Origin of the sequence: Acinetobacter sp. YZS-X1-1 (assembly GCF_000804305.1) — a bacterium.
GTDB classification, from domain to species: Bacteria; Pseudomonadota; Gammaproteobacteria; order Pseudomonadales; family Moraxellaceae; genus Acinetobacter; species Acinetobacter variabilis.
Genome location: NZ_JWHB01000016.1, coordinates 18775 through 41972 on the forward strand (window position 1 = coordinate 18775; position 23198 = coordinate 41972).

At 42.4% G+C, this 23198-nt stretch carries 20 protein-coding genes; 9 read left to right on the top strand and 11 right to left on the bottom strand.

Translation table 11 applies throughout. From position 1 onward, the window contains the following. Window positions 1–2: 2 nt before the first annotated feature. The 3 genes from rbtA to cxpE all read right to left on the bottom strand — a co-directional run bounded on the left by rbtA (window position 3) and on the right by cxpE (window position 3864). Window positions 3–1802, bottom strand: a complete 1800-nt coding sequence (gene rbtA / locus RJ01_RS09795; protein ID WP_034170933.1) for a rhombotarget A — start codon at window positions 1800–1802, stop codon at window positions 3–5. A gap of 121 nt (window positions 1803–1923) precedes the next feature. After that, complete coding sequence (gene hda, locus RJ01_RS09800; protein ID WP_034170934.1) at window positions 1924–2628, bottom strand: DnaA regulatory inactivator Hda; 705 nt, start codon at window positions 2626–2628, stop codon at window positions 1924–1926. A 15-nt stretch (window positions 2629–2643) separates the two neighbouring features. Next, window positions 2644–3864, bottom strand: coding sequence for a chloramphenicol efflux transporter CxpE (gene cxpE, locus RJ01_RS09805; RefSeq protein ID WP_034170935.1), 1221 nt, complete (start codon window positions 3862–3864; stop codon window positions 2644–2646). 135 nt (window positions 3865–3999) lie between these two features. Between cxpE and purM the strand changes: the two genes are divergently transcribed. Then, window positions 4000–5070 (top strand): phosphoribosylformylglycinamidine cyclo-ligase, encoded by a 1071-nt coding sequence (gene purM, locus RJ01_RS09810; protein WP_034170936.1) that lies wholly within the window; start codon window positions 4000–4002, stop codon window positions 5068–5070. A gap of 6 nt (window positions 5071–5076) precedes the next feature. After that, a complete protein-coding gene (gene purN, locus RJ01_RS09815; RefSeq protein WP_034170937.1) occupies window positions 5077–5706 on the top strand; it encodes a phosphoribosylglycinamide formyltransferase in 630 nt (209 codons plus the stop codon). A 64-nt stretch (window positions 5707–5770) separates the two neighbouring features. Here the strand turns inward: purN and RJ01_RS09820 are convergent, their stop codons facing one another. Together RJ01_RS09820 and sppA are read right to left on the bottom strand one after the other, a co-directional pair. Beyond that, complete coding sequence (locus RJ01_RS09820) at window positions 5771–6574, bottom strand: alpha/beta fold hydrolase (RefSeq protein WP_034170938.1); 804 nt, start codon at window positions 6572–6574, stop codon at window positions 5771–5773. After that, complete coding sequence (gene sppA / locus RJ01_RS09825) at window positions 6571–7593, bottom strand: signal peptide peptidase SppA (protein ID WP_034170939.1); 1023 nt, start codon at window positions 7591–7593, stop codon at window positions 6571–6573. Before sppA ends, RJ01_RS09820 begins: the two co-directional genes overlap by 4 nt. A 127-nt stretch (window positions 7594–7720) precedes the next feature. On the opposite strand from sppA, the gene RJ01_RS09830 reads away from it, so the two are divergent. Continuing rightward, window positions 7721–8695 carry a lysophospholipid acyltransferase family protein gene (locus RJ01_RS09830; protein ID WP_034170940.1) on the top strand — a complete coding sequence of 325 codons (975 nt, stop codon included), beginning with the start codon at window positions 7721–7723 and terminating at the stop codon, window positions 8693–8695. On the opposite strand, the gene RJ01_RS09835 is transcribed toward RJ01_RS09830, so the two are convergent. The 3 genes from RJ01_RS09835 to RJ01_RS09845 all read right to left on the bottom strand — a co-directional run bounded on the left by RJ01_RS09835 (window position 8684) and on the right by RJ01_RS09845 (window position 13142). Then, complete coding sequence (locus RJ01_RS09835) at window positions 8684–11146, bottom strand: DNA internalization-related competence protein ComEC/Rec2 (protein ID WP_034170941.1); 2463 nt, start codon at window positions 11144–11146, stop codon at window positions 8684–8686. The two genes, RJ01_RS09830 and RJ01_RS09835, sit on opposite strands and share 12 nt — an antisense overlap. Window positions 11147–11230: 84 nt before the next feature. Next, window positions 11231–11914 (bottom strand): lipoprotein-releasing ABC transporter ATP-binding protein LolD, encoded by a 684-nt coding sequence (lolD, locus tag RJ01_RS09840; protein ID WP_034170942.1) that lies wholly within the window; start codon window positions 11912–11914, stop codon window positions 11231–11233. After that, window positions 11907–13142, bottom strand: coding sequence for a lipoprotein-releasing ABC transporter permease subunit (locus RJ01_RS09845; RefSeq protein WP_034170943.1), 1236 nt, complete (start codon window positions 13140–13142; stop codon window positions 11907–11909). Before RJ01_RS09845 ends, lolD begins: the two co-directional genes overlap by 8 nt. Window positions 13143–13168: 26 nt before the next feature. On the opposite strand from RJ01_RS09845, the gene RJ01_RS09850 reads away from it, so the two are divergent. Further along, window positions 13169–13732 carry a PilZ domain-containing protein gene (locus RJ01_RS09850; protein ID WP_034170944.1) on the top strand — a complete coding sequence of 188 codons (564 nt, stop codon included), beginning with the start codon at window positions 13169–13171 and terminating at the stop codon, window positions 13730–13732. Between the two features lie 20 nt (window positions 13733–13752). Here RJ01_RS09850 and RJ01_RS09855 read toward each other — a convergent pair whose 3' ends face one another. Both RJ01_RS09855 and RJ01_RS09860 read right to left on the bottom strand, forming a co-directional pair. Beyond that, a complete protein-coding gene (locus RJ01_RS09855) occupies window positions 13753–14646 on the bottom strand; it encodes a DMT family transporter (RefSeq protein ID WP_004784646.1) in 894 nt (297 codons plus the stop codon). A gap of 15 nt (window positions 14647–14661) precedes the next feature. Next, entirely contained in the window at window positions 14662–15147 is a 486-nt protein-coding gene (locus RJ01_RS09860; RefSeq protein WP_005236716.1) for a YaiI/YqxD family protein, read from the bottom strand. A gap of 249 nt (window positions 15148–15396) precedes the next feature. On the opposite strand from RJ01_RS09860, the gene RJ01_RS09865 reads away from it, so the two are divergent. After that, complete coding sequence (locus tag RJ01_RS09865) at window positions 15397–16329, top strand: hypothetical protein (RefSeq protein WP_004784650.1); 933 nt, start codon at window positions 15397–15399, stop codon at window positions 16327–16329. A gap of 599 nt (window positions 16330–16928) precedes the next feature. Here the strand turns inward: RJ01_RS09865 and serC are convergent. Then, complete coding sequence (gene serC, locus RJ01_RS09870) at window positions 16929–18011, bottom strand: 3-phosphoserine/phosphohydroxythreonine transaminase (protein ID WP_034170945.1); 1083 nt, start codon at window positions 18009–18011, stop codon at window positions 16929–16931. 358 nt (window positions 18012–18369) lie between these two features. Between serC and RJ01_RS09875 the strand changes: the two genes are divergently transcribed. Genes RJ01_RS09875 through RJ01_RS09890 form a run of 4 tightly spaced genes read left to right on the top strand, consistent with a single transcriptional unit; the run spans window position 18370 to window position 23173 of the window. Beyond that, window positions 18370–19851, top strand: a complete 1482-nt coding sequence (locus RJ01_RS09875; RefSeq protein ID WP_034170946.1) for a TolC family protein — start codon at window positions 18370–18372, stop codon at window positions 19849–19851. 11 nt (window positions 19852–19862) lie between these two features. After that, complete coding sequence (locus RJ01_RS09880; RefSeq protein ID WP_034170947.1) at window positions 19863–20942, top strand: HlyD family secretion protein; 1080 nt, start codon at window positions 19863–19865, stop codon at window positions 20940–20942. Beyond that, entirely contained in the window at window positions 20943–22085 is a 1143-nt protein-coding gene (locus tag RJ01_RS09885) for an ABC transporter permease (RefSeq protein WP_034170948.1), read from the top strand. Next, window positions 22082–23173: an ABC transporter permease gene (locus RJ01_RS09890; RefSeq protein WP_034170949.1), complete on the top strand. Its 1092-nt coding sequence runs from the start codon at window positions 22082–22084 to the stop codon at window positions 23171–23173. The genes RJ01_RS09885 and RJ01_RS09890 overlap by 4 nt, the downstream gene beginning before the upstream one ends. The last annotated feature ends 25 nt before the right edge of the window (window positions 23174–23198 follow it).

The window sequence follows — 23198 nt, forward strand, 5'->3', positions numbered from 1 at the left end:
CCTTAATCTTTTAATCTTCGACGTAGGCCGATCAACCCTATCAAGCCCATTAAGCCAGCGATTCCCCATGCCCCACCAGAGGTTTTCACAGACTTGTCTTTCATTTCATTTTTAGGTTCCTGTACAATCTGGGTACTTAAAACTAGATAAGGTTTGGACTTATTAAATCGTGTAGATGAAGTTACTACCTGAATTTCAAAAATGTCATCACCATGCCATTGTGAATCTGGGGTATAAACAACATTCCCATCAATATCAATGACTATTTTGCCCTTGGAAACAGTTTTGGTTTGGATAACCTGTAAGCAGCCATCTTGCCAAGGCGCACCCTTTGGATTCTCTCCAATAATGTTATTGCATTGTTCTTTAGGGATTAAATCACTATCTCCTAAAACAGATTCAATTGAAAACTTTGCAGTCTCTCCTTTTAGAAGATCCTGCCCAACCAGACTGGTAGATGTTGGAACTGTAATTTCAATCGCACCACGATCACAAAATAAGTTATCCAGTAAACGGTCTACACCGCGTTGGTCTACCGCCTCACAGCTTACTGAAGGATTGCTGCTATTGTAGCTAATCCCTCTATTTACAATCGGTGAATCACTGACCTGATTATAATTCAACAGGATACGAGGACGTAGATAGCCCAAGAACTGATCTTTAGGAACGCTATAAGGACATAGAATAGCATCATTATTTTGTTTTAAATTTAGACAGACACCTTCACTTTGATCTGAAGCCTCTGCAAACAAGCGAGTACCTGTCCAGATCTGGTTTGGATACGCAGCATCACCTGTACCACAAGATGCTGTCACTAGATTATTGTGAATCGTACTTTTATCCGTAGTTTCAATCTGACAATCCTGCGTACCATTTCTTAAAATAATACTATTCGCCACATAGGCTTTACCATTCGGGGCATTCATACGTAGTGCTGTACCCGTATTATCCACTATTGTCAGGTTATTGATTCCCACCCCATCAATCACATTGATCAGTGCTCCCTTATTTTTTAACAGGGTACTGCTTAGGACTTCAGCATTAATGGATTGAATATCGGCAGGATTATCGACTTGGCCCGCTGTATAAATATTGGTAGCATTATTATTCAGCGTCTGGTTATTCTTTAAAACGCTTTGATAAACCAGAAAGTATGGAAGCTGGCTATAGAGTATGCCACCCTGTTGCGCCTGATTATCTTCAATCAGGCTGGTTTTTATTTCGACAAAAGCAATCAGATTCTGGCCAAATTTCCCCACATTATAAATGGCACCACCTTGACTCGCAGCCCCCTTATATAAGCGGCTGTAATCAATTATCAATTTTCCTTTATTATGAATTAGGCCACCTTGTTCGGCACAGCTGCTTTTACCACAACCTTCAAGGTCGAGTTCTTTTAAATTGACTTGAATCAACTCTTCATCATTGCTAATACGGAAGAGATTATCTGTCCCTTTAATTTGAATATGAGCGTTATATAACCCCATTACCTTATCGGTACTACTAAATTCACCATCTACTTCTGCGATAGATTTAATCGTTACTGATTTCTTGATCGGAATATGCTTATTCAGTACATAGGTCGTTTTTTCTTTTAAGATAATGGTGCCAATAGCATTTTCGCCACCACAGCCCATATAACCTTCTTTAGCCAGGCCACGATTCACATATTCAACAGCTTCTCGAAGTGAACATTCCTTGTCATCTTTTTCAATGTCTTCTGTGGTAGTTACAATAATTTCTGCACTATATGCCTGCCCCGCCATACATAGCAAAGCCATGCCTATGCTCTTCTTGAGCATACCCTTCTCCTTAATTTTTTATTTCTTTCTTTTTCTTCTAAAGTTGCATCTTCCTTGCAACAGCGAATTATTTTGCCTTACTTTCGCATAGACTGAGTAATTACTCAAGATGTTTTATAATTTAACGATATTCATCAATTAATGCATAAATCTGCCGCAGGTTAGCATTGCTGACTTTCAGCTTTTCGCCTTTAAGTAATTGAATAATCTGTTCTAATGTTTGCAAAAGTACGGAAGTTTGATGTGGTCCGTGATTCAGCAAATAATCAAAAATCTGTGGGTCAAGATGAATACCACGTCGGTCCAATACCGAGGATACCAAGGCAAATCGGTCAGCATAAAGACTGCCATTTGGGACACGAACACTGACTGCCTGCGTGAGTCGGGACTGCAAATCAGGCAATTCAAGTTTTAATTCAATGGGCGCCAAACGGGAAGAAAATACCAACTGACCACCGCCTTCATCATTATAATTAATCAAGTGAAAAACGGCGCGTTGCCAGTGTGGAACCCCACTAATGGCTTCAATATCATCTAGTGCGATCAAGTCAAACCGGTCCAGTGAAGTAATCGCTTCAGTGGGCGCATCCAGAAGTTCCAGCAAAGACACCTGTATAGCGGTTTTGCCGATTTCCAGATAAGAATCACAGATGGCAGAGAGTAAGTGACTTTTCCCTGTTCCAGCTCCGCCATACACGTAAAAGCGGCTGATTAGGCCTGCATGCAGCTGTCGGACTGCATCAATTACATGACCCCATCCCGGGCCCGAAAAATCACTAATTCGGGCATCGAGTTGAGGTTCTATATCTAGCTGCAATTGACGCATATGATTCTGATGGCCTTATGAGTCTTTATGAAGAGGTACATTCATCTTACTTGATTTCTCTCCCTCTTGCAGTGGTTTTGCTTCTGACTTTTTCATTTCAATATCAACATCTAAGTCTGAAGTTTCTACGCTTAAGGAACCTGTAGCCGGATCATTCATGACGACTGCCTGATTTCCATAAAATGATGTGCATTCATAATATTCACGTGCATGTCTCAGCAGAACCACAATTACCGCTGCAACTGGTAGAGCAATCAGCATTCCCAGGAAGCCAGCCAGTTGTGCACCCGCCAATACCGCAAAAACCACAGCAACTGGAGATAAACCTATTTTATCGCCGAGCAGGAATGGCTGTAATACATAGCCTTCTACTGCCTGGCCGACCATAAATACGACACCCACCAGAACCAGTTGCCACCAGTCAATCCCGAATTGCAGAAAGGTCGCAATGACAGCTGCAATAATCCCGACCGCAAATCCCAGATAAGGAATAATACTGGCCAGACCTGCCACCATGCCAATAATCAGACCAACTTCAAGACCAATCAATTGCAAACCAATCGCATAAACGATCCCCAGCAGAATCATCACCAGAAATTGTCCTTTCACAAAGGCCCCAAGTACACTGTGACATTCACCGACGATTCTTAATGTACTTTGTTCATAGGGACGTGGAATCAGGCGACGTAAGCTTTCCAGCATACGATCCCAATCCAGCAGGAAATAGAATGCAATAATTGGAATCAGGACAATCGTACCGCCAATCTGCAGAAAGTTAATTCCAGATTGTGCAAGGCGTAGCAGGAAGGCCTGAATGCTGTCGGCACTATAATTGGTTTGCACATAGTCCATGACCACATCAGAAATCTGTGTGGTATCAATTTCCATTTCAACGACATTGAAGGTATTCGACAGCCACGGCAAAAAGGTTGAATTAATCCAGCCAATGACTGCAGGTATATTGTCACGCGCATAAATCAGCTGCTGCCAGATCAGCGGGACCAGATACCAGATCGCCAGAATCATAACGATCCCGATTCCAGTAAAAACGATACTAATAGAGAGCCAACGTGGCAGACCGATATCGTGCAGTTTATCTACCAGCGGGCTGAACAGATAAGCCATTAAAAACGCTGCAACAAATGGAATTACAACGGGTTTTAGTAAATATAGAATCCACAACAACAAAGCTATCCCAGCTAGGATAAACACGCGACGCAATGTGCGATCTACCATAAAGTTTCGCCTTCTCTCTATTAATCGTTATAAAAAGTAAAATATTTTAATAAAGATAGCATTTTAGGGCATAAATACCATAAGAGTTTTGCATATTCAGGTTATAATCCCCCGCGCGAATGCGGAGACTTCATTATGAGCAACTCAACTTCTACCCCAAACACTGGTTTAAGCTACAAAGATGCAGGTGTCGATATTGAAGCGGGAGACGCGTTAGTCGACCGAATCAAGTCCGTCGCTAAGCGTACTAAACGTCCTGAAGTAATGGGCGGATTAGGCGGTTTCGGCGCCCTTTGTAAAATCCCTAAAGGTTATGAAGAACCTGTTCTCGTATCAGGCACAGATGGTGTTGGTACAAAATTACGTCTGGCACTGAATTTGAACCGTCATGACACCATTGGTCAAGATCTGGTTGCAATGTGTGTGAACGACCTTCTCGTTTGTGGTGCTGAACCACTCTTCTTCCTGGACTATTATGCGACTGGTCACCTAAATGTGGACGTGGCTGCAAATGTCGTAACAGGAATCGGTGCTGGCTGTGAACTTGCTGGCTGTGCACTGGTTGGTGGTGAAACTGCTGAAATGCCAGGCATGTACGAAGGTGAAGATTACGATCTTGCAGGCTTCTGTGTCGGTGTAGTTGAGCAAAGCAAAATTATTGATGGCTCTAAAGTAAAAGCGGGTGATGTACTCATTGGTGTTGCATCTTCGGGTGCACATTCAAACGGTTATTCTTTGCTTCGTAAAATTCTTGAAGTTAAAAATGTTGACCTGAATCAAATCGTTGATGGTCGTCCACTTGCTGATGTTGCAATGGAGCCAACACGCATTTATGTGAAATCGATTCTTGAACTGCTAAAACAGGTTGATGTACATGCAATGGCACACATCACTGGTGGCGGTTTACCAGGCAACCTGCCTCGCGTATTACCAAACGGTGCTCAAGCAGTCGTAAATGAATCTTCTTGGGAGTGGCCTGAGCTGTTCAAACTTCTTCAACGTGAAGGCGGTGTAGAGCAGTTCGAAATGTATCGTACCTTTAACTGTGGCGTAGGTATGGTTCTTGTTGTTGATGCAGCAGAAGCAGACAAAACTGTAGAGTTACTCAACGGTTTGGGCGAGAAAGCATGGGCAATGGGTCACATTGCAGATAATGCCGAGTCTGTAGAAGGCGCTGACGAAAAAATCCGTGTGATCTTCGCGTAATTTCGCATGATTAAAATTGCTGTACTTGTTTCAGGCAGTGGATCGAACCTGCAAGCCCTGATTGATGCCAATCTGTCAGGAGAAATTGTCGGGGTGCTTTCCAACAAGCCTGAAGCATTTGCTTTAGAGCGCGCTCATAAAGCAGGAATTCCGACTGCAGTCATTGAACATAAGCAGTATCCAAGCCGGGAAGCTTTTGATGATGTCATGCATCAGCAGCTTCTGGACTGGGATGTTGATCTAGTGGTACTTGCGGGCTTTATGCGAATTTTAAGTGAAAAATTTGTGAAAGCCTGGGAAGGAAAAATGCTGAATATTCACCCTTCCCTTTTGCCATATTACAAAGGCATGCATACCCATCAGCGCGTCCTGAATACCGGTGATGTTCTGCATGGTTGTACAGTGCATTATGTCACTCCCGAACTGGATGCTGGGCAAGCCTTAGCACAGGGTGTGTTAAAAATATCGCATCAAGATACGACTCACACTTTAGCTCAGCGTGTACATGTACTGGAACATCTGATTTACCCACAAGTGGTAGAATGGATCTGTAATGGGACAATTCAGCATACTGAACAAGGTGTGTTGTACCGTAATGCAAAAATGCAGGAACCCGTTCAATTCTGCAAATTCTAAAAGTCCAAATATAAAAAACGCATCCTCGGATGCGTTTTTTATATTTCTTTAGATGAGATGAATTTTAAGCAGACTGTTGCTGAATCAGTTGTTTGACCAGACTCGCTACTTGCTCAGGCTGCTCCAATGGGAACATATGCCCACCATCTACCACTGTAAATGGAATGCCAAATTTCTTTTGCACTTGCTGCGGAAATTTGCGCGCCAAAAATGGACCTTTCTTGGCAACCACCAGATGCACTGGTACTTTTGGTTTAGCCTGAGGTAACCACCATAGCGATGGATTAGTTCTAAAGATATTTACTTCATCCATTTTAGGAATGGTGAGTTCAACTCCACCTCGAACTGGATCATCCTTTAAGGCATAGTCAATATAAGCCTGGAAGCAATCTGCATCAAAATCCTGATAAAAGCCTTTTGGACGTAACAGTTCAGCTGCCTGTTCCCGAGACTCCCAATGATCACGACGGCGTTTCGACAAACCTGCAGGTGACATCTGGTCCAGTGCTTTTAAGCGGAAAGTTTTTGCAATATGCAATGCAAAGGCTTCTTTACCCATGATCATCGGTGGATCAAGCATAATCATTTGCGAAAAAAGTTCCGGACGCTGTAAGGAGGCCTGAAAACTCAGGACTGAACCTAATGAATGCCCCAAACCAATCACTGGACGTCCATGAGACTGACGTACAATACTGTCAATCACCTGCTGAGTCAGACTTTTCCAGTGATTATCAATCGGATAACGCTTATCAGGCCCTAATAGCGGCACATAGATAATATCGTAATCATCTTGCAGTCCTTCAAACAGCTTTTGATAGACTTTAGATGGCACACCATTGGCGTGCGCAAAATGAATCAATGGTTTCATTGTAATGTCGTTTTATTTTCTGACTGAAGTTTCTGTGACACTGAAGTTGCAATTCCTTCACCAATCGATGAGCCCATACGACCCAATACTGACTCAAATGGACTATATTCAATAGTGTAATTAAGTGCTTTTTCAGTTTTTAGTTCACGCTTCAAAGTATTTAAACTGCCAATACGGTCTGCAATACCCAATTTTACCGCCTGTTCACCGGTCCAGAACAGACCAGAGAAAATAGCAGGATCAGTCGATTTTAATTTCGCTCCACGCCCCTGCTTTACAGCATTAATAAAGTGACCATGCACATTATCCAGCACACCTTGTACATGCGCTTTTTGCGCAGGATCAACCGGCTGTGTCATTGACAGCAAAGCTTTATTTTCACCTGAAGTCATGGTGCGGTCTTCAACTCCAAGTTTTTGCAGCAGGTTATTCACACCATAGTTCGGCATGATCACACCGATTGAACCGACCAGACTCGATGGATTGACAATGATTTCATCTGCAGCAGATGCAATATAGTAAGCACCAGAAGCCCCGGTATCACCAATCACGGCATAGAGTTTTTTCTCAGGATGCTGTTTTTTCAGATACTGGATTTCCTGCCAGATTTCATCTGACTGGACTGGTGAACCACCCGGTGAATTAATATTTAAAACAACAGCCTTACTTTGCTTGTTTTCAAAGGCTTTTTTAAGTGATTTGATGGTATTACTACTGTTTACGCTTTGCTTGTCTGCGGCAATCGTACCAATAATATCAACCACAGCAATGTGTGCACCTGCGCCTGCACTCGGATCAGAAGCACTCATGCTACAGCCTTTACCCAGCGCAAGAATGACAACCAGCAGATAAGCAAAGGTTAGAAATTTAAAGAAAATCCCCCAGCGACGTGCCCGTCGTTGCTCTTCTACTGAAGCTAAAACTGCTTTCTCCAGCAGTTTCCATTCTGGGCCAGTCGGCTGAACTGGTTGTTGCGTATTTTGTATTTGATTTTCAGGTTTTGGTGGCCAATCGGACATAAATAATCCAATAAATTAATTTATATTGAACCCATTATATACACCGAAAAGGGTAATTCTGTCTAAAGAAACCGTTTTCGCCTATAATAAGTGCTATTCTTTTTTATTTTATCAATATTACAACTCAATGACTGAACGCAGCTCAAAGAATTCAGCTTACGGTTTACTCAAATATATTAGCCGCCAACCGCTTTCAGTTTCCCGATGGATTGCGCGTATTCTTGCCTTAATCGTTAATATTTTTAAAGTTTCTAAAACTTCTGATGTAATTCGCCTGAACCTTGAGATCAGTTTGTCTGAACTGTCGACACTGGAAAGAGAACGGATTACCCGTGCTGCGATTCGCAATGAACTGATGTCTTATTTTGAATTTTTTAGTATTTGGGGCTCTACTAATCAGAAAAATATTGAGAGAGTGCATAAAGTTATAGGCGAAGATTTACTGCATGATGCCTTGGCACAAAATAAAGGTCTGGTATTGATTGTGCCGCACTTTGGCACTTGGGAAATTATGAATGCCTATGTTGCGCAATTCACTTCAATGACCATCATGTATAAACCTGTAAAAAATCAGGCAGCGGATCAATTTGTTCGTGCAGCACGTAGCCGCGAACAGGCCAATCTGGTACCGACAGATGAGTCTGGTGTACGACAGATTTTCAAGGCATTGAAGCAAGGTGGTACTACTGTCATTCTGCCGGATCATACACCCAACGTTGGCGGTGAATATATTCCTTACTTTGGCGTTCCTTTGGCTACCAGCAATCTGAGTGCCAAGCTGATCCAGAAAACTAAAGCTCGTGCCCTGTTCCTTTATGCCCTGCGTAATGAGGATGCTGGCTTTGATATTCATATCGAGACCATAGATGAAAAAGTTTATCAGGGAGATGCTAATCAGGGTACAGGTATCATCATCAACACGATTGAAAACCTGATTCAGCGTCATCCTGAACATTATCACTGGAGCTATAAACGCTTTAGAGCTCACGAAGATCTGGGAAATATTTATAAGCTTGATCATGACCAAGCTTTGTCCAAAGTGAACCAGTTAAGAACTTCTAATCCGGCTCCTGTTGAACTATCTGTAGAATCAGTCATTTAGATTTTGTTTTTGTAACCACTTCCAGCGACTTCTTTCAGTTTCTAGAATAATTTGAGTTCCTTGCTGATAGAAATGCAGGCTGCCATGCTCGGCTGTAGTCAATAGAGGAATATCCAATTCTTTGAGACGCTGTTGAGTCAACTGACTTGGATGCCCATAACGATTAAATTTTCCCGCAGAGGCAATCGCCAGTTTAGGACGATAATGCTGCAAGAATTGATAAGCTGAACTGTGCTGACTGCCATGATGGCCTAATACCAAAACATCCACTTTTAAATCTGGATAGTCTTTGAGTAACTGATATTCAGTCTGCCAACCTGCATCTCCCATTAGCAGAAAACTTTGATAAGGCCAGGCATTTTTGAGCTGCAAATAGACCACACAAGACAGGTCATTTTTATTGAAATTAGCGGTATTTAATTGTTCTAGTTTTGGTGCAATGACCTTAATCTGCAGATCATTCTGCCATTGCCACTGCTGTCCCTGATAACATAATTGAAAGTTTGAAGCGATTGCAGTTTCGGTCACTTCATTGGCATAGATATTCTGAATCTTGAGCTGGTCTTTAATGCTGTGATAAGCACCACTATGGTCCTGATCCAGATGCGTTAAAATCAGTTGATCCAGTTGAGAAACACCTTGTACCGACAGAAATGGTATGATCACCTGCTTCCCAATACTAAATTTTTCCTCATCATAATAACCGCCCATATCGATCATCATGTTATGGATTCCATGACGAAGGAATATCGCCTGTCCTTGACCGACGTCCAGCACTGAAAGCTGAAATGGTGGATGATAGAATTGAGGAATACAAATTGGTACCGCCGCGACAGCTATCCAGGATTTTGGTAATACGCCTCGTGGTAAGAATAAAATCAGCAAAGACAGGATGCATAGACCAATCATCCAGAGATTCATCGCAACTGGTATTAACTGCGGTTTAAACCAGTGATCCAGCAGATTTAAGAAGCCCAACAGGATATTCAGCAACAGATCATTAAGCTGAAATAGCATGCTTGACACCGGTTCAGCGATAAAAAATATCATCGCTGCCAGAATATCGATCGGTACAATCAGCAGACTGATCCAAGGGATTGCGACCAGATTGCTGAACGGCGTGATCCAAGCAATCTGCTTAAAAAACAGCATCATTAAAGGAAATAAAGCGAGAAAGATTTTCCACTGTGATTCCACCAGCACTTTAGCTGCAAAATACAGTTTTTGTATTGCTGTCTGATTTTGCTCGGATGGTCGCTGTTGAATGGTCTGATAAATTCTGAGCAATACAAAACAGGCCCCATAGGACAGCCAGAAAGCCGTGGACAAAATACTAAAGGGATCAATGAATAACAGTAAGGCAGCGCTCAGAATCAAAAGTTTTAAAGCCTGCAAATTTTGTCGGAGCAGCATGAGAAGAACGCCAATCATACAGATCAGCAGAGTGCGGATTGCCGGGATTTCAAAACCCACAAAGGCACAGTACAGCACCACACAAAACAGAAAAGGCAAAGCCAGAAAATACTGGCGTGGCCATCTTAGATAAAGCTGAGGCATACTTCGAGCAATGAATAATCGAAGTACGGAGCAGACCATCAGGGCAAAGATCAGCACATGTGGGCCAGAAATCGCGAGTAGGTGACTCATCCCCATACGTCGAAATTGCTGCTCAGTTGCAGGATTTAAAAGGCTTTCATCTCCGGTGAGCAAAGCCAGAAGCAGACCTTTATTTTGTACAGGTTGCTTTGCTATGAACTCTCTTAATTGCAGCCGTTCTTGTTCTACCCAAAGTAGAAATTGCTGAGTTAAAGCTCTTTGCTCTCGAATACACTTACTATGCCCCAGTGTAGAAACAGTAGCTGAATCAAGTTGCTCTATCTGCTTGATCCGGAAACCGGCCATCACATTTTGTTGCAGTGCCCATTTTTCAGCATCAAAAGCACCGGGCGTTGCATAACTGTGATTAGGACGTACCTGACCTTGCAGCCGGTAATACTGACCCAGTTCAAGCGTATTTAAATTTTCATGATTCGCTGATAGTTGTGAAGTATTCGGAGGTTTTACAGATAGAAAACCCATCCAGGTTACCGTGCGTCCATCATGGTTTAATACTTCCAAAGGCTGCTGTATAGATTGATCACCGAGTTTATTCAAGCGTTTGACATAAACGATAATGTCTTTTTGCTGTACTTCATGCTCGACATTTAATAGCCGTTGGCTGAGCTGTTGATTGGCATAACCATGTCCCAGAAATATCCCGATTAGAATCCAAGTGCCAACCAGCACTCCTTTATGTAAGGAATTTTTTAGAAGCGCATTAAACTTAGAACTACAGAAATAACAGAGCACAGCAAGAAATATCACTGAGATTGAATTCAACTCAATACTCAGAAAAGATTTTCCCATACAAGCCAGGCCTAAAATCCAGCCCAGACACAGCCATTGCAACATGAAAATTTTCTTTTTTATTATTATGTACAGGCAATAATAAAGCCCACCGAGGTGAGCTTCAATTAAAGAGGATTATTCCTGCAATTAGTCATTCATCCATAGACCATCACGCATATGTAGAATCCGGTCTGCCGAATGTGCCAATTGTTCATCATGGGTCACAATTAACATGGCCATATTGAATTCGCTACGTAATTCCGTCAGCAACTCAAAGATTTTATCGGCTGTTTTACGGTCCAAGTTACCTGTTGGCTCATCTGCCATCATTAACTTCGGCTTGGTGACTACAGCACGTGCAAGCGCTACACGCTGACGCTCACCACCGGAGAGTTCACCGGGTTGATGGGTTAAACGATGGGTTAACCCAACACGTTCCAGCAAGTATTCTGCCTGCTGTTTCGCTTCTTTAAACTTGACGTTTTTACGCAGCATCAATGGCATCGCGACATTTTCTAGCGCAGTAAACTCTGGCAATAAATGGTGGAATTGATATACAAAGCCCAAATTTTCATTACGGACATAGCCACGGTCTGCTTCAGATAAATTGTCAAAACGGCGACCATTGACCATCACCTGTCCGGCAGAAGGACGATCCAATCCTCCGAGAATATGCAATAAGGTACTTTTACCGGAACCACTTGAACCGACAATAGAAACAAATTCCCCGGCCTTTACCTGTAATGAAATCCCTTTGATCACATCAACCGTAGATTTTCCATCTGTAAAAGATTTCTCGATATTTTGGGCATCTAGAACCAGATTACTCATAACGCAATGCCTCCGCCGGTTGAATTTTAGCAGCACGGAATGCTGGATAAATAGTGGCTAAGAAACTTAAAGCAAGTGACAGACCTACAATCACGACCACATCCTGCCAGCGCAGATAAGAAGGTAGGTAGTTGATGAAGTAAGCATCAAACATATTCAGGCCAAGTGAATTGTTTAACCAGCCAATAAAACTACTGATGCTAGTGGCGGCAATAATCCCGAGGATGGCGCCCGCACAGGTACCGATCACGCCAATCACAGTACCTTGAACCATAAAGATTCGGGTAATCGTGGCAGGTGAAGCACCCAAAGTACGTAAAATTGCGATATCCGATTTTTTATCTGTGACCACCATCACCAGTGAAGACACGATATTAAATGCTGCGACCAGAACAATCAGGAATAATAATAAGCTCACCATCGCTTTTTCCATCTGGATTGCACTGAACAAATTACCGTGAGTATAAGTCCAGTCAGAGGCATAGAAGTTACCCGGTAAATCACGCACAATTTCCTGAGAAACCTGAGGAGCAGCAAAAATGTCATCCAGCTTCATACGTACGCCTTGTGCACCATCTGGCAGACGTAACAAGGTTGAAGCATCATTCAGAGCAATATAGCCCATCATCGAATCAACTTCTGCACCAATGCTGAAGATCCCGACCACTTTAAAGCGTTTAAAACGGGGTACGACACCCGCTGGTGAAGGCGTCGCTTCAGGCAGAACCAAGGTAATGTTATCATTCAAGCCTACGCCCATGGCATCTGCCATTTGCTTGCCTAAAACAATCCCAAATTCACCTTTTTTCAGGTTATCAATACTACCCTCGACCATATGGTTCTGGATGATCGAAACTTTCTTCTCATACTTTGGTTCAATCCCGCTGACCATAATTCCGGCAACTTGCCCTTGAGCCGTGAGCATCCCTTGTAACTGGGTAAACGGAGCCACACCTTGAACGTGTTCATGCCGCTCAATCTGCTTTGCAAGTTCAGGCCAATTTGTTAGAATTTGCGTCGAAGAAACAGTGGCTTGAGGAACCATCCCCAAGACGCGATTTTTCAACTCTCGGTCAAAACCATTCATGACAGACAAAACTGTAATGAGGACTGCTACACCGAGCGTGAGACCGATCATTGAGACCAATGCGATAAAAGAAATGAAGTGGTTACTACGCCGTGCGCGAGTATATTTCAACCCTATATACAGCGAGATTGGTTTGAACATAACCATCTAGTCCGAGGTAATAAATTATGGAAAATGTACAGCATCCAAACGGATCCACTGAAAGACGAGTCATGTCTCGAATCGATGCTGCTTTACGAATCAATTATCAGATTATTTCCGATGATGTTGCCTTGAATGACCCTTACGATGCTAATTTCGTATTGCCCCGCTATTTTCTACTACTTGCAGAGCTAGATCAATTTGATCATGCAGTTAACTACGAATTAGAACAATTATCTGAAAAAGATCAACAAATTACTCGAATCTTATCCTTATTCAACCAAAAATTAAACCTTATTACCGGTTCTTTGTATGACGCAATTGTACAAAGCATGTTACCTGTACCGGAACATGTGAACTTTTCAGAGACTGGTTTTAGCTTCTTTAGCGATCAGCCGATTAGTGAAGGAACCTATCTGCATGTGACTTTAAGTCACCCGGAAAACTTCTTCCACATCGCGGCAACCGCTCAGGTGGCCTACAGTCGTGCAGAAGAAAACGGAAAATATCGTACGGGTGCTTATTTCATTACCTTGCACCCTCAGGATCGCGTCAAACTGGGCGAATGTGTGAAAGCCAGCTTTGCTTAAGACTGGCATCTATCTTTTTATTAAAGGCGGGCTTTATAGCTCGCCTTAATTTCTTTAGCGAAATATACCACTAAGCCGAACAATAAAATTACTACACCCACCAAAGCAATGAGCGGCAATTTCTCATTATTCAATAATACGCCTACCAGCAAGGCCAGCATCGGTGTCAGGACTGTAGTTAAAGATAAGGTGGTTGGCTTAATTTTCTGTACCAGCTTGAAATAACAAAACATCGCAATCAGCGAAGCCATAATTACCGCATACACCAGACCAAATAAGGACTTGGCATGTGGCATAGCAGTGGGTGCGTATTGCCAGATAAATGGCAACATACCGATAGAGAAAACGACTGACAAACCAATCGAACCGGCCGCCTGTGCCATAGGATCAATAGGTGCATTGATTTTCTTCACCCAGAACATGGATACGCAATAAACTAATACCCCAACCAGAGCGATCACGATTCCAATTGGCTGTATATGCTGATCTGCATCGCCTAGACAGATCACCGAAAGTCCGGTTAAAGCAATTCCCATCCCCAGCCATTGATTCAGCGAAAGCTGCATCTGAAAAACAAAACGCCCAATCAGGCCTGAAATGAGGGGTGCCAAGCCGAACATTAAGGCAATGATGCCAGAACTTAAATAATCCGTAGACCAGTAAGTAAAAATTTGCGAGCCGATAAAACTGCATGCACCCGCCAAGTAACTATGTAGGGAAACACGATCAAGCGGTAATCTGGTTTTAAATAACCACAGTAATACTAAGGCTAAAGGAAGTGCTAGAAAAAACCGGATCGCCAATGCCCACATCGGATGCAAATCTTCCACACTCCAGACAATCGCGAGCGGTGTGGTGGACCAGATGAAAACCAGCAAGGCATAGGTCAACATCAGGTTACTTTTTGGGGGCATACTTGATCTCGTTTTTTATTTAATCGCAGTTTTACGTTTCTGTTTTTGAATGGTTTGATCTAGAGAGCTGGAAAACTCACGCTTATCACGTTCAGAAATCGGCGGTGGACCCCCGGTTTGTACACCAGCACCACGCAAGGTATCCATAAAATCACGTAAATGCAGACGTGCTTTGACATTGGCCACTGTATAGATTTCACCACGCGGGTGAATCGCTATACCGCCTTTCTCGATGACTTGAGCAGCCAAAGGAATATCCTGCGTCACCACAATGTCATGCTCTTTCATACGATCGATAATTTCCTGATCTGCCGCATCTGCCCCGCTCATGACCTGAATAGAATTGATGCGAATCGACGGGGTAATTCCTACCGGTTGATTAGCCACAAAAGTGACTTCAAGCTGATAACGATCGGAGGCACGAATAATCACATCTTTCAGAATACGAGGTAATGCATCTGCATCGACCCAAAGTTTGAATGGCAACACACAGCTTTCCATAAGGGAGAAATTTGGACTAGTGTAGCAAATCAGAGGATGCAGGTTGATGCTTAAAACTGCTCTTTCTCTGAATATCCTGGTCTTTAAATACTCAACTCAGCCGTATTAAATGAGTCAGCCACTCACAACTAGAAAAATATTTGACTTCACATGATTTGCATTTTAATTTTTAAATTCATTCGATTGACTTGAAAAATCGCAATGACCCTCGATTAACTATAAATAAGTCATCCAAGATCAATTGTGCATATGAAAAAACAGAATAGCCCAGAGATCATCACTATTGATGATCAGAATTTCGGTAGTCATGTCGAACATTGGACCTTACTTACTGAAAACCCAGGCACAGATGTTCCCCAATGGTTAGGCAAAGCCCTTGATGCACCTGTAATGCCGATGGGCTTGTGTACACAAGAATGCGATATGGATGAAACCACCTGGCTGATTCAGGGACCGAGCAAAGCTGCGGTACAATTAAGCCAAGTGATTGCCGTAGAAAATAACAAGCCACAGGCTGTGAAAACCGCATTTCCAGGCTTTGACAGTCCTTACCAGGTAAAAGCCACGATTGACCGGATTATTTCTTGTAAATCCGATACCCAAGCTGTGTTGCGTCTCAATCTGGGTGCCAACAATATCATCTATGCCTTTGATACGCTGTACAGCGTCAACCGGTCGCATTATGAAAAAGACCAGTCTTATATCGTCAACTTAAATGCCTGGGCTTATGAACTGGAAGTGGTGACTGATCATGAACATTTAGTCGTGGATGATCCTGCCTCTATCAAACATCACCGTGCCCTGAATGCAATTCTTGCGGAAAATAATGGTGTTGCACCAGATAACTTACAGGAACAGATTGATGCCTGGGAGCCAAAGTCTGAAGAAGACAAAGAACCGGTAACAGTTGATTTCTCCAAAATGGTCGCTTACCTGTATGGTGAGACCATGGGTCAGGAAGATGAAGCTTGGTTTCAGGGCAATATTGTCGGTAAAACTTCAATGCAGTTTATGGATCAGGACTACACGCTGTATGATGTCACCCTGATTCATGATGAAGGCCAGCCGGCTACCTTGATCCGTGTAGCCACCCGCAATGACAAGCATAAAGATTTCCAGATTGGTCAATATATTCGGGGCAATCTGTGGATTCAGGCCAATATCTATCGAAAAGCAGCTTAAGCTGAATATCCAGATCGGAGGCTCATATTTTTATATGAGCCTCCTGTTTTTTATTTATTTTACTGCGATATTCTCTCAATTCTGATTATTTTTTATCCATAATTAAAATCAGAATTAATGGATTTCGAATTCATTAAAAATAGATTTATCCACAGATTTAAATTCAAACAAATTCATTTTCAATGTTATCTTAAACTGAATAATCATATTAAAAACATCATAAAAATAATGACTTAATATAATAGTCCTATTTTTCTGAATATATTGAGGCCAGTTATTTAAATAAAATTAATACTTTATGAAGTTTAGTTAAGAATGTACTTTATTTAATCAATTTTTTATGGTAAAAATACGATCAACAAATAATCATTTACGATAAATAGATCGGATAATAAATATCTATGAAAATCGTTCAAGAAGAAAATTTACAGCAGGTTGAGCATCATCTTGGCTCGCGTTATCAGCTTGATATGATGTCATGCCTATTTTTCGTATTGGGTATGCTCATTTGCGGCTATATCTTACATAACTTTGTTTTTTAACCCGAATTAAATGATAAAAAAACCCGGCCAATTGCCGGGTTTTTTAATTCTCAAGGATTAAGCATTGCGTTTAGCAAAGTCATCCATGAAGTTTACCAATGCCTGTACACCTTCTAACGGTACGGCATTGTAAATGCTGGCACGCATACCACCTACTGAACGGTGGCCGGCAAGGTTAAGTAAATGGTTTTCTTTTGCTTCTTGCAGGAACTGTTTTTCAAGTTCAGGATTTGCCAGAGTAAATGGAACATTCATGATTGAACGGTTTTCTTTGGCAATCGGATTTGCATAGAAGTCGCTAGAATCGATATAGCCATAGAGCAATTCAGCTTTTTGCAGGTTCACTTTGTGAATCGCTTCTACACCGCCCTGTTCCAGTAACCATTCAAATACCAAACCAGATAAATACCACGCGTAAGTTGATGGTGTATTCACCATCGAACCGTTTTTCGCTTGATCTGCATATTTCAGGATGCTTGGAATTTCAGGTTTTGCCTGATCAAGCAGATCTTCACGGATAATAACCAGTGTTAAACCTGCAGGGCCAATATTCTTTTGCGCACCGGCATAAATCAGACCGAATTTAGAAACATCAATCGGCGCAGACAAAATGCTTGAAGAGAAATCACATACGAGTGGCTTATCAGTTTCTGGCACATGGGCAAATTGCAGACCGCCAATAGTTTCATTATCTACATAATGTACATAAGCGGCATCATCAGAAAGATTCCAAATGCTTTGATCAGCAATCGCCAATTTACCATCTTCAGTTTTAATACCTGCTTCAACCACATTGATGTCGCCATAGCGTTTAGCTTCTTTCAATGCTTTTTCAGACCAGATACCGGTACGGATATAGTCAGCTTTGTTGTTTTTACCCAGCAGGTTCAATGGAATTGCCGAGAATTGCAAAGATGCGCCACCCTGCAAGAACAGTACTTTATAGTTCTCAGGAATATTCATGAGCTTGCGAAGGTCTGCTTCTGCTTTTTCCGCAACTGCAACATAGTCTGCACTACGGTGGCTCATTTCCATGATCGAAAGACCTTTGCCCTGCCAGTCAAGCATTTCAGCTTGAGCCTTTTCAAGTACGGCAGTAGGTAATGCAGCAGGACCAGCACAGAAGTTGTACGCGCGCATGATTTTTCCTTTCAGAGTGAAACACAATAAAATGATGGCATTTAACCATATCTGGACGCCGCTTGCACAAAATTATTTCTATCCAAGAGTGAAGATAGAGTCAAAAAACCAATCTAGATTCGGAGGATAATTTGAATACCTTTGATTTTTTACCCTAACCTTGTGATTTCATTTATGAGAAATTGCGTAGGTAAAAATATTCAGTCTCATTCAATGCTTAGAACTATCAACTTGAAACTTGAGAAGTGAATCGCTTCGAATTACAACAATACTACAACTTAACCCATCCCTGCACTGCAAGCACTTGATTTATAATGCAGCTTAGACTGAATTAATGTGACTTTTACATTACCACTTTATGAATATGAAAAAAAATAAACAATGTGTCTGCTGGGGTGTGACTGTACTTGCATCCATGATGTATGGCAGTTTTGCGTATGCACAAAGCATTAGCTTTCAGGATGCAGAACAAAAATTGTTGCAACGTTCCTATAGTAGCCAGGCTTTTCAAAGTCTGGAGCAAGCGTCTAAACTTGAGGCCGAAGCTGTGAAAGGCATTGGTCTGCCTCGTGTTGACCTGAATGTTCGTGCCTATGCCTTTCACAGTGAAGTTGATATTCCATTAAAGCAGTTTAAAAATAATCTGGAGAATTCACTCTCCCAAGGCGTGAATGGCCGGCTTAATGAGTGGGAGGCCAACAATGGCATTGATTTACCCACAGGTATTACCGATCCACTGCGTGAAGGACTTAACAATACTATTCACAGCGGAGTGGGTCTAATTCCGGATACGTCTAATGTCGTCCTTGAAGATCAGGTAATTCGTCCCACTGTTTCCGTGATGATGCCACTATATACCGGAGGCCTCACCCGTAGTGCCAAAGAAATTGCCAATATTCAGTCAGGACGTAGCAAACTTAGCAATCAGCAGCAACAGGACACGCAGCGTTTTGAACTGATTCAGTCCTACTTCAATGTGCAGCTACAAAAACAGTTACTGGATGCGGCACTTTTTAATTCAAATGCCATGCAACAACATTATCGTAATGCCCTAAAACTGGAACAGCAGGGTTTTATTAGCAAAGGCCAGCGCATGCAGTTTGAAGTAGCACGCAATAATGCTGAACGCGCACAACAAAATGCTCAAGCCAATCTGAATGCTGCCCTATTTCAGCTAAATAACCTGTTGCTGGATAGCAATATCACCGAGCTAAGCACACCTTTGTTTGTGAATCATACTGAACCACAAAATGTGAATATTCTGCTCAGCAGTTTTAGCCAGAACTCCCCACTGATCAAAAAAATGCAGATGGATACCGAGCTGGCCAAAGCCAATGTCAAAGCCCAGCAGGCCGCTAAAAGGCCAAATGTTTTTGCGTTTGGTGAATATAGTCTGGATCAACATCAAAACTGGATTGTAGGGGTTGCAGCACGTTATAATCTGTTCTCAGGTATTGATAAAAACAAGAATATTCAGGCTGCTGAATTAAAACGCTATGCCGCTGAACTCATGACGACGCGTACCCAGCAGGAGATTGAAAACCTGATTTATAAATCATTTAGTGAAGCAGTCAGCGCTCAGCAAAGTGATGCTCTACTTCAGCAGAATCTGAAAGCAGCTCAGGAAAATCTGCGTATTCAGGAGTTATCCTTTAAGGAAGATGTCGGGACAGTCACTCAGGTCATCGATGCCCAAAACATGCTCAGCAGTTTAAAGGCAGAAATGGCATTAAACGCTTATAAATATGTAATATCTCTTGCGACCTTATTACAGAGCCATGGCTCAATTGTTGAATTTCCAAACTATATGCAACATGCCAACACCCACTATATTCATTAATGGAGCCAGACATGACAGATGAGCAAAAGCCAGAACATCCTGTTGATGAACCGGCTTCAGAAATCAATTACAGTGAATCAGAGCCAGATAATCCTGCAAGCAAAGAAAAAAAATCGCGTAAAAAATATCTGCTTTTAGCTTTAATTCCTGTGACTCTTGCTTTGATTGGGTTTGGCCTATGGAAAACCTATCAACCCAAAGAAATCGAGCTACAAGGCCGGGTTGAGGCAGAGACGGTTCAAGTGGCCACTAAAGTTCCCAGCCGGATTGAAAAGATTTATGTGCAGGAAGGCGATGACGTCAAGAAAGGCCAGGCGCTGGTGAAATTGCATAGTCCTGAAATTGAGGCGAAAAAGCAGCAGGCTTTAGCCACTTTACAGTCTGCATTAGCACTTCAGTCTACCGCAGAACGTGGTTCTCAGGAAGAAAATATCGCTTCTCTGTATGCCAACTGGCAATCGCTAAAAGCACAGGAACAACTCGCTAAAACTTCCTATCAACGTGGAGCCAACCTGTTCAAGGAAGGCGTTATTTCCCGCCAGCGCCGAGATGAACTGTTTGCAGCTTCACAATCTGCGTCGCAAATGACAGAAGCTGCGTATCAACAATATGCCCGGGCTAAACGCGGCAGTACACCAGAACAGAAAAGTTCTGCAGATGCTCAGGTCGATATAGCCCGTGCAGCAGTCGCTGAAGCCAATGCACTAGAAGCAGAAACTGAATTATTGGCACCAATTGATGGTACAGTTTCCAAAACCTATGGCAATGCCACTGAACTGGTAGCAACCGCAGTGCCAGTGGTCAGCCTGATCTCGGCAGAACGCTGGATTAGCCTGAATATTCGTGAAGACCAATATGCCGCTTTAGGTAAACAGCAACAGCTTGAAGGTTTTATTCCGGCACTGAATCAATCAGCCACTTTTAAAGTAAAAAATATTAGTGCTGAAGGTGAATTTGCCACCATTAAAACCACGCGCCAAACCGGCGGTTATGATGTCCGCAGTTTTAAAGTTCATCTTGTGCCAGTCACTGAAATGCCTGAGTTAAAAGTCGGCATGAGCGTGCTGTTTAAATTGAAAGAGCCAAAATAAATGGCTTCTGGATTCTGGGCGGGTATTCAGCGTGAAATACGCTATTTATGCAGAGAGAAATGGGATCTGGCTCTAGTCCTGCTCGCCCCTGCCTGTATTCTGATTTTACTTGGTAGCATGTTTGCCAAAGGCAAACCGGATCATCTACCAATCGCCATTATTGATCAGGATCAAAGTAGCCTGAGCAGCAAGATTTATGATCATTTATCTTTGAATCATACCCTACACGTGCATACCGTTTCTGATCAAACGGTCGAAATCGAAAAGTTATTAAACGAAAATAAAATCTGGGGCTATATTCATATTCCTACCGGAGCCGAGCAACGACTGGTCAAAGCTCAGGATGCTGAAATTAGTATTGCTTTTAATCAGAGTTATTTTAGTATCGGTAATACCATTTCTTCGGCTATGCTACTTAGCACCTTGCAGGCTCTGGCTGAGTTTACCGGTAAACAGTATCTAGGCAACACGCTCCCCTATCTGGACGCACCTACACCGAATATTAAAATTTCCCCATTGTATAACCCACAGCTGAATTATGAATTTTATCTGGAACCTTATATGGTGCCGGCAATTTTGCACTTGCTGTTATGTTGCTGTGTGGCTTTTGCTGTGGGTCAGGAAATTAAACGGCATACTGTTAGTCATTGGATTGCCCAACAAAACTTGTGGTCGGCACTGCTGTCTAAAAATCTGGTTTATGTAGCAATCTTTTGTTTATGGACTTGGGCTTGGATGTTTTGGCTGGTCGAAATTCGCGGCTGGTTTGTTGCCGGGTCATTATGGCTAATTCTTCTGGCTCAAATACTGTTTTATAGTGCCTATGCCTTTATCAGTAGTGCTGTGGTTCTAGCTACTCAGGACCTAACCAAATCTTTTGGTCTACTAGCAGTTTATGGTGGTTCATCGCTCAGTTTTGCTGGGGTAACTTTACCTCTTAATAATGCTCCACTATTCACCCAGTTCTGGTCCAATATTATTCCTTATACACCCTATGCCAAATTACAGACGGAGCAATGGGTGATTGGCAGTCCGCTCTATCTTTCACTGCAACCGATATTCGTACTCATCATTTATGTCTTGCTTTATGCTGTGCTGGCCTATGCCTTTCTCAAAAAAACAGCCAAAGGAGTGTCAGCATGAAATCACTCTGGAAAGCTTATTGCCAAACTTTTAAAGACATTATTAGCAATACCAGTATTTTTACCACGCTGATTTTATCAGTTCTGTTTTACAGCTTTTTCTATCCGACCGCATATAAGGCAGAGCAGGCAGAAGCCTTGCCGATTATTATTGTTGACGAAGAGCAAAGTGCTTTAACCAATACCATTATCAGTCATGTCAGCCAAAGCCCCAATGTACAAATCAAGGCGGTGACTGGAAATTTTGCTGAAGCTAAACACTGGGTGGAAACTCAAAAAGCCGACGGGATTTTATTATTACCAGATAATCTTTCACAATCTATCCGGCACGGTGAAAATGGCGGGATTGGGCTGTACTTAAGTGCTGCTAACTTTTTAATTACCAAACAGATTGGTTTGGGCTTGGCCTCTTCAGTAGAAAATACCTTAAGCGAATATGCGGAACGCTTTAGCGAGATTTCACACTTCTCTCCTGCACTATCCATTCACCAGATTCCATTATTTAATACACTCTCTGGCTATGGTAGCTATGTGTTTCCCGCTGTTGCACCGTTGATTATTCATCAGACGATCTTTCTTGGCCTCAGTATGCTGATTGCGCTGTATCGGGAAAGTAGACAGAGGATCAATTTAACCACCTTATTCGGAATCAGTTTGGCGATTCTGACCATTGGATGTTTGGGCTGTTATTACCTGTTTGGTTTTACTTTATGGTATTTTGATTATCCCCGTGGCGGAAATTTTTGGGGCATGCTGCTCGCTGTACCCATCTTTGTATTCTGCATGATTGGGATTACTACCTTGTTTGCCAGTTTTATGGACATGCCAGAACGCGCCGGTCATATCATTGTTTTTACTTCGATTCCGCTCTTTATGCTTTCAGGAGTCGCCTGGCCGCATGCTGCCATGCCAGTGTGGGCCCAACTCATTGGGCAAGCCTTACCTTCGACCCAAATCGTGCAGATGTTTATTCAACTCAATCAGATGGGGGTGCCTACTTATATGGTTCTAGGAAAGCTTGCTTATCTATTGGTGATCGGCATCATCTGTATGAGCTTAGGCTATTATCGGCTACGCCCACATTCTTAGACCTGAATTTATTCAGTCTATTTAC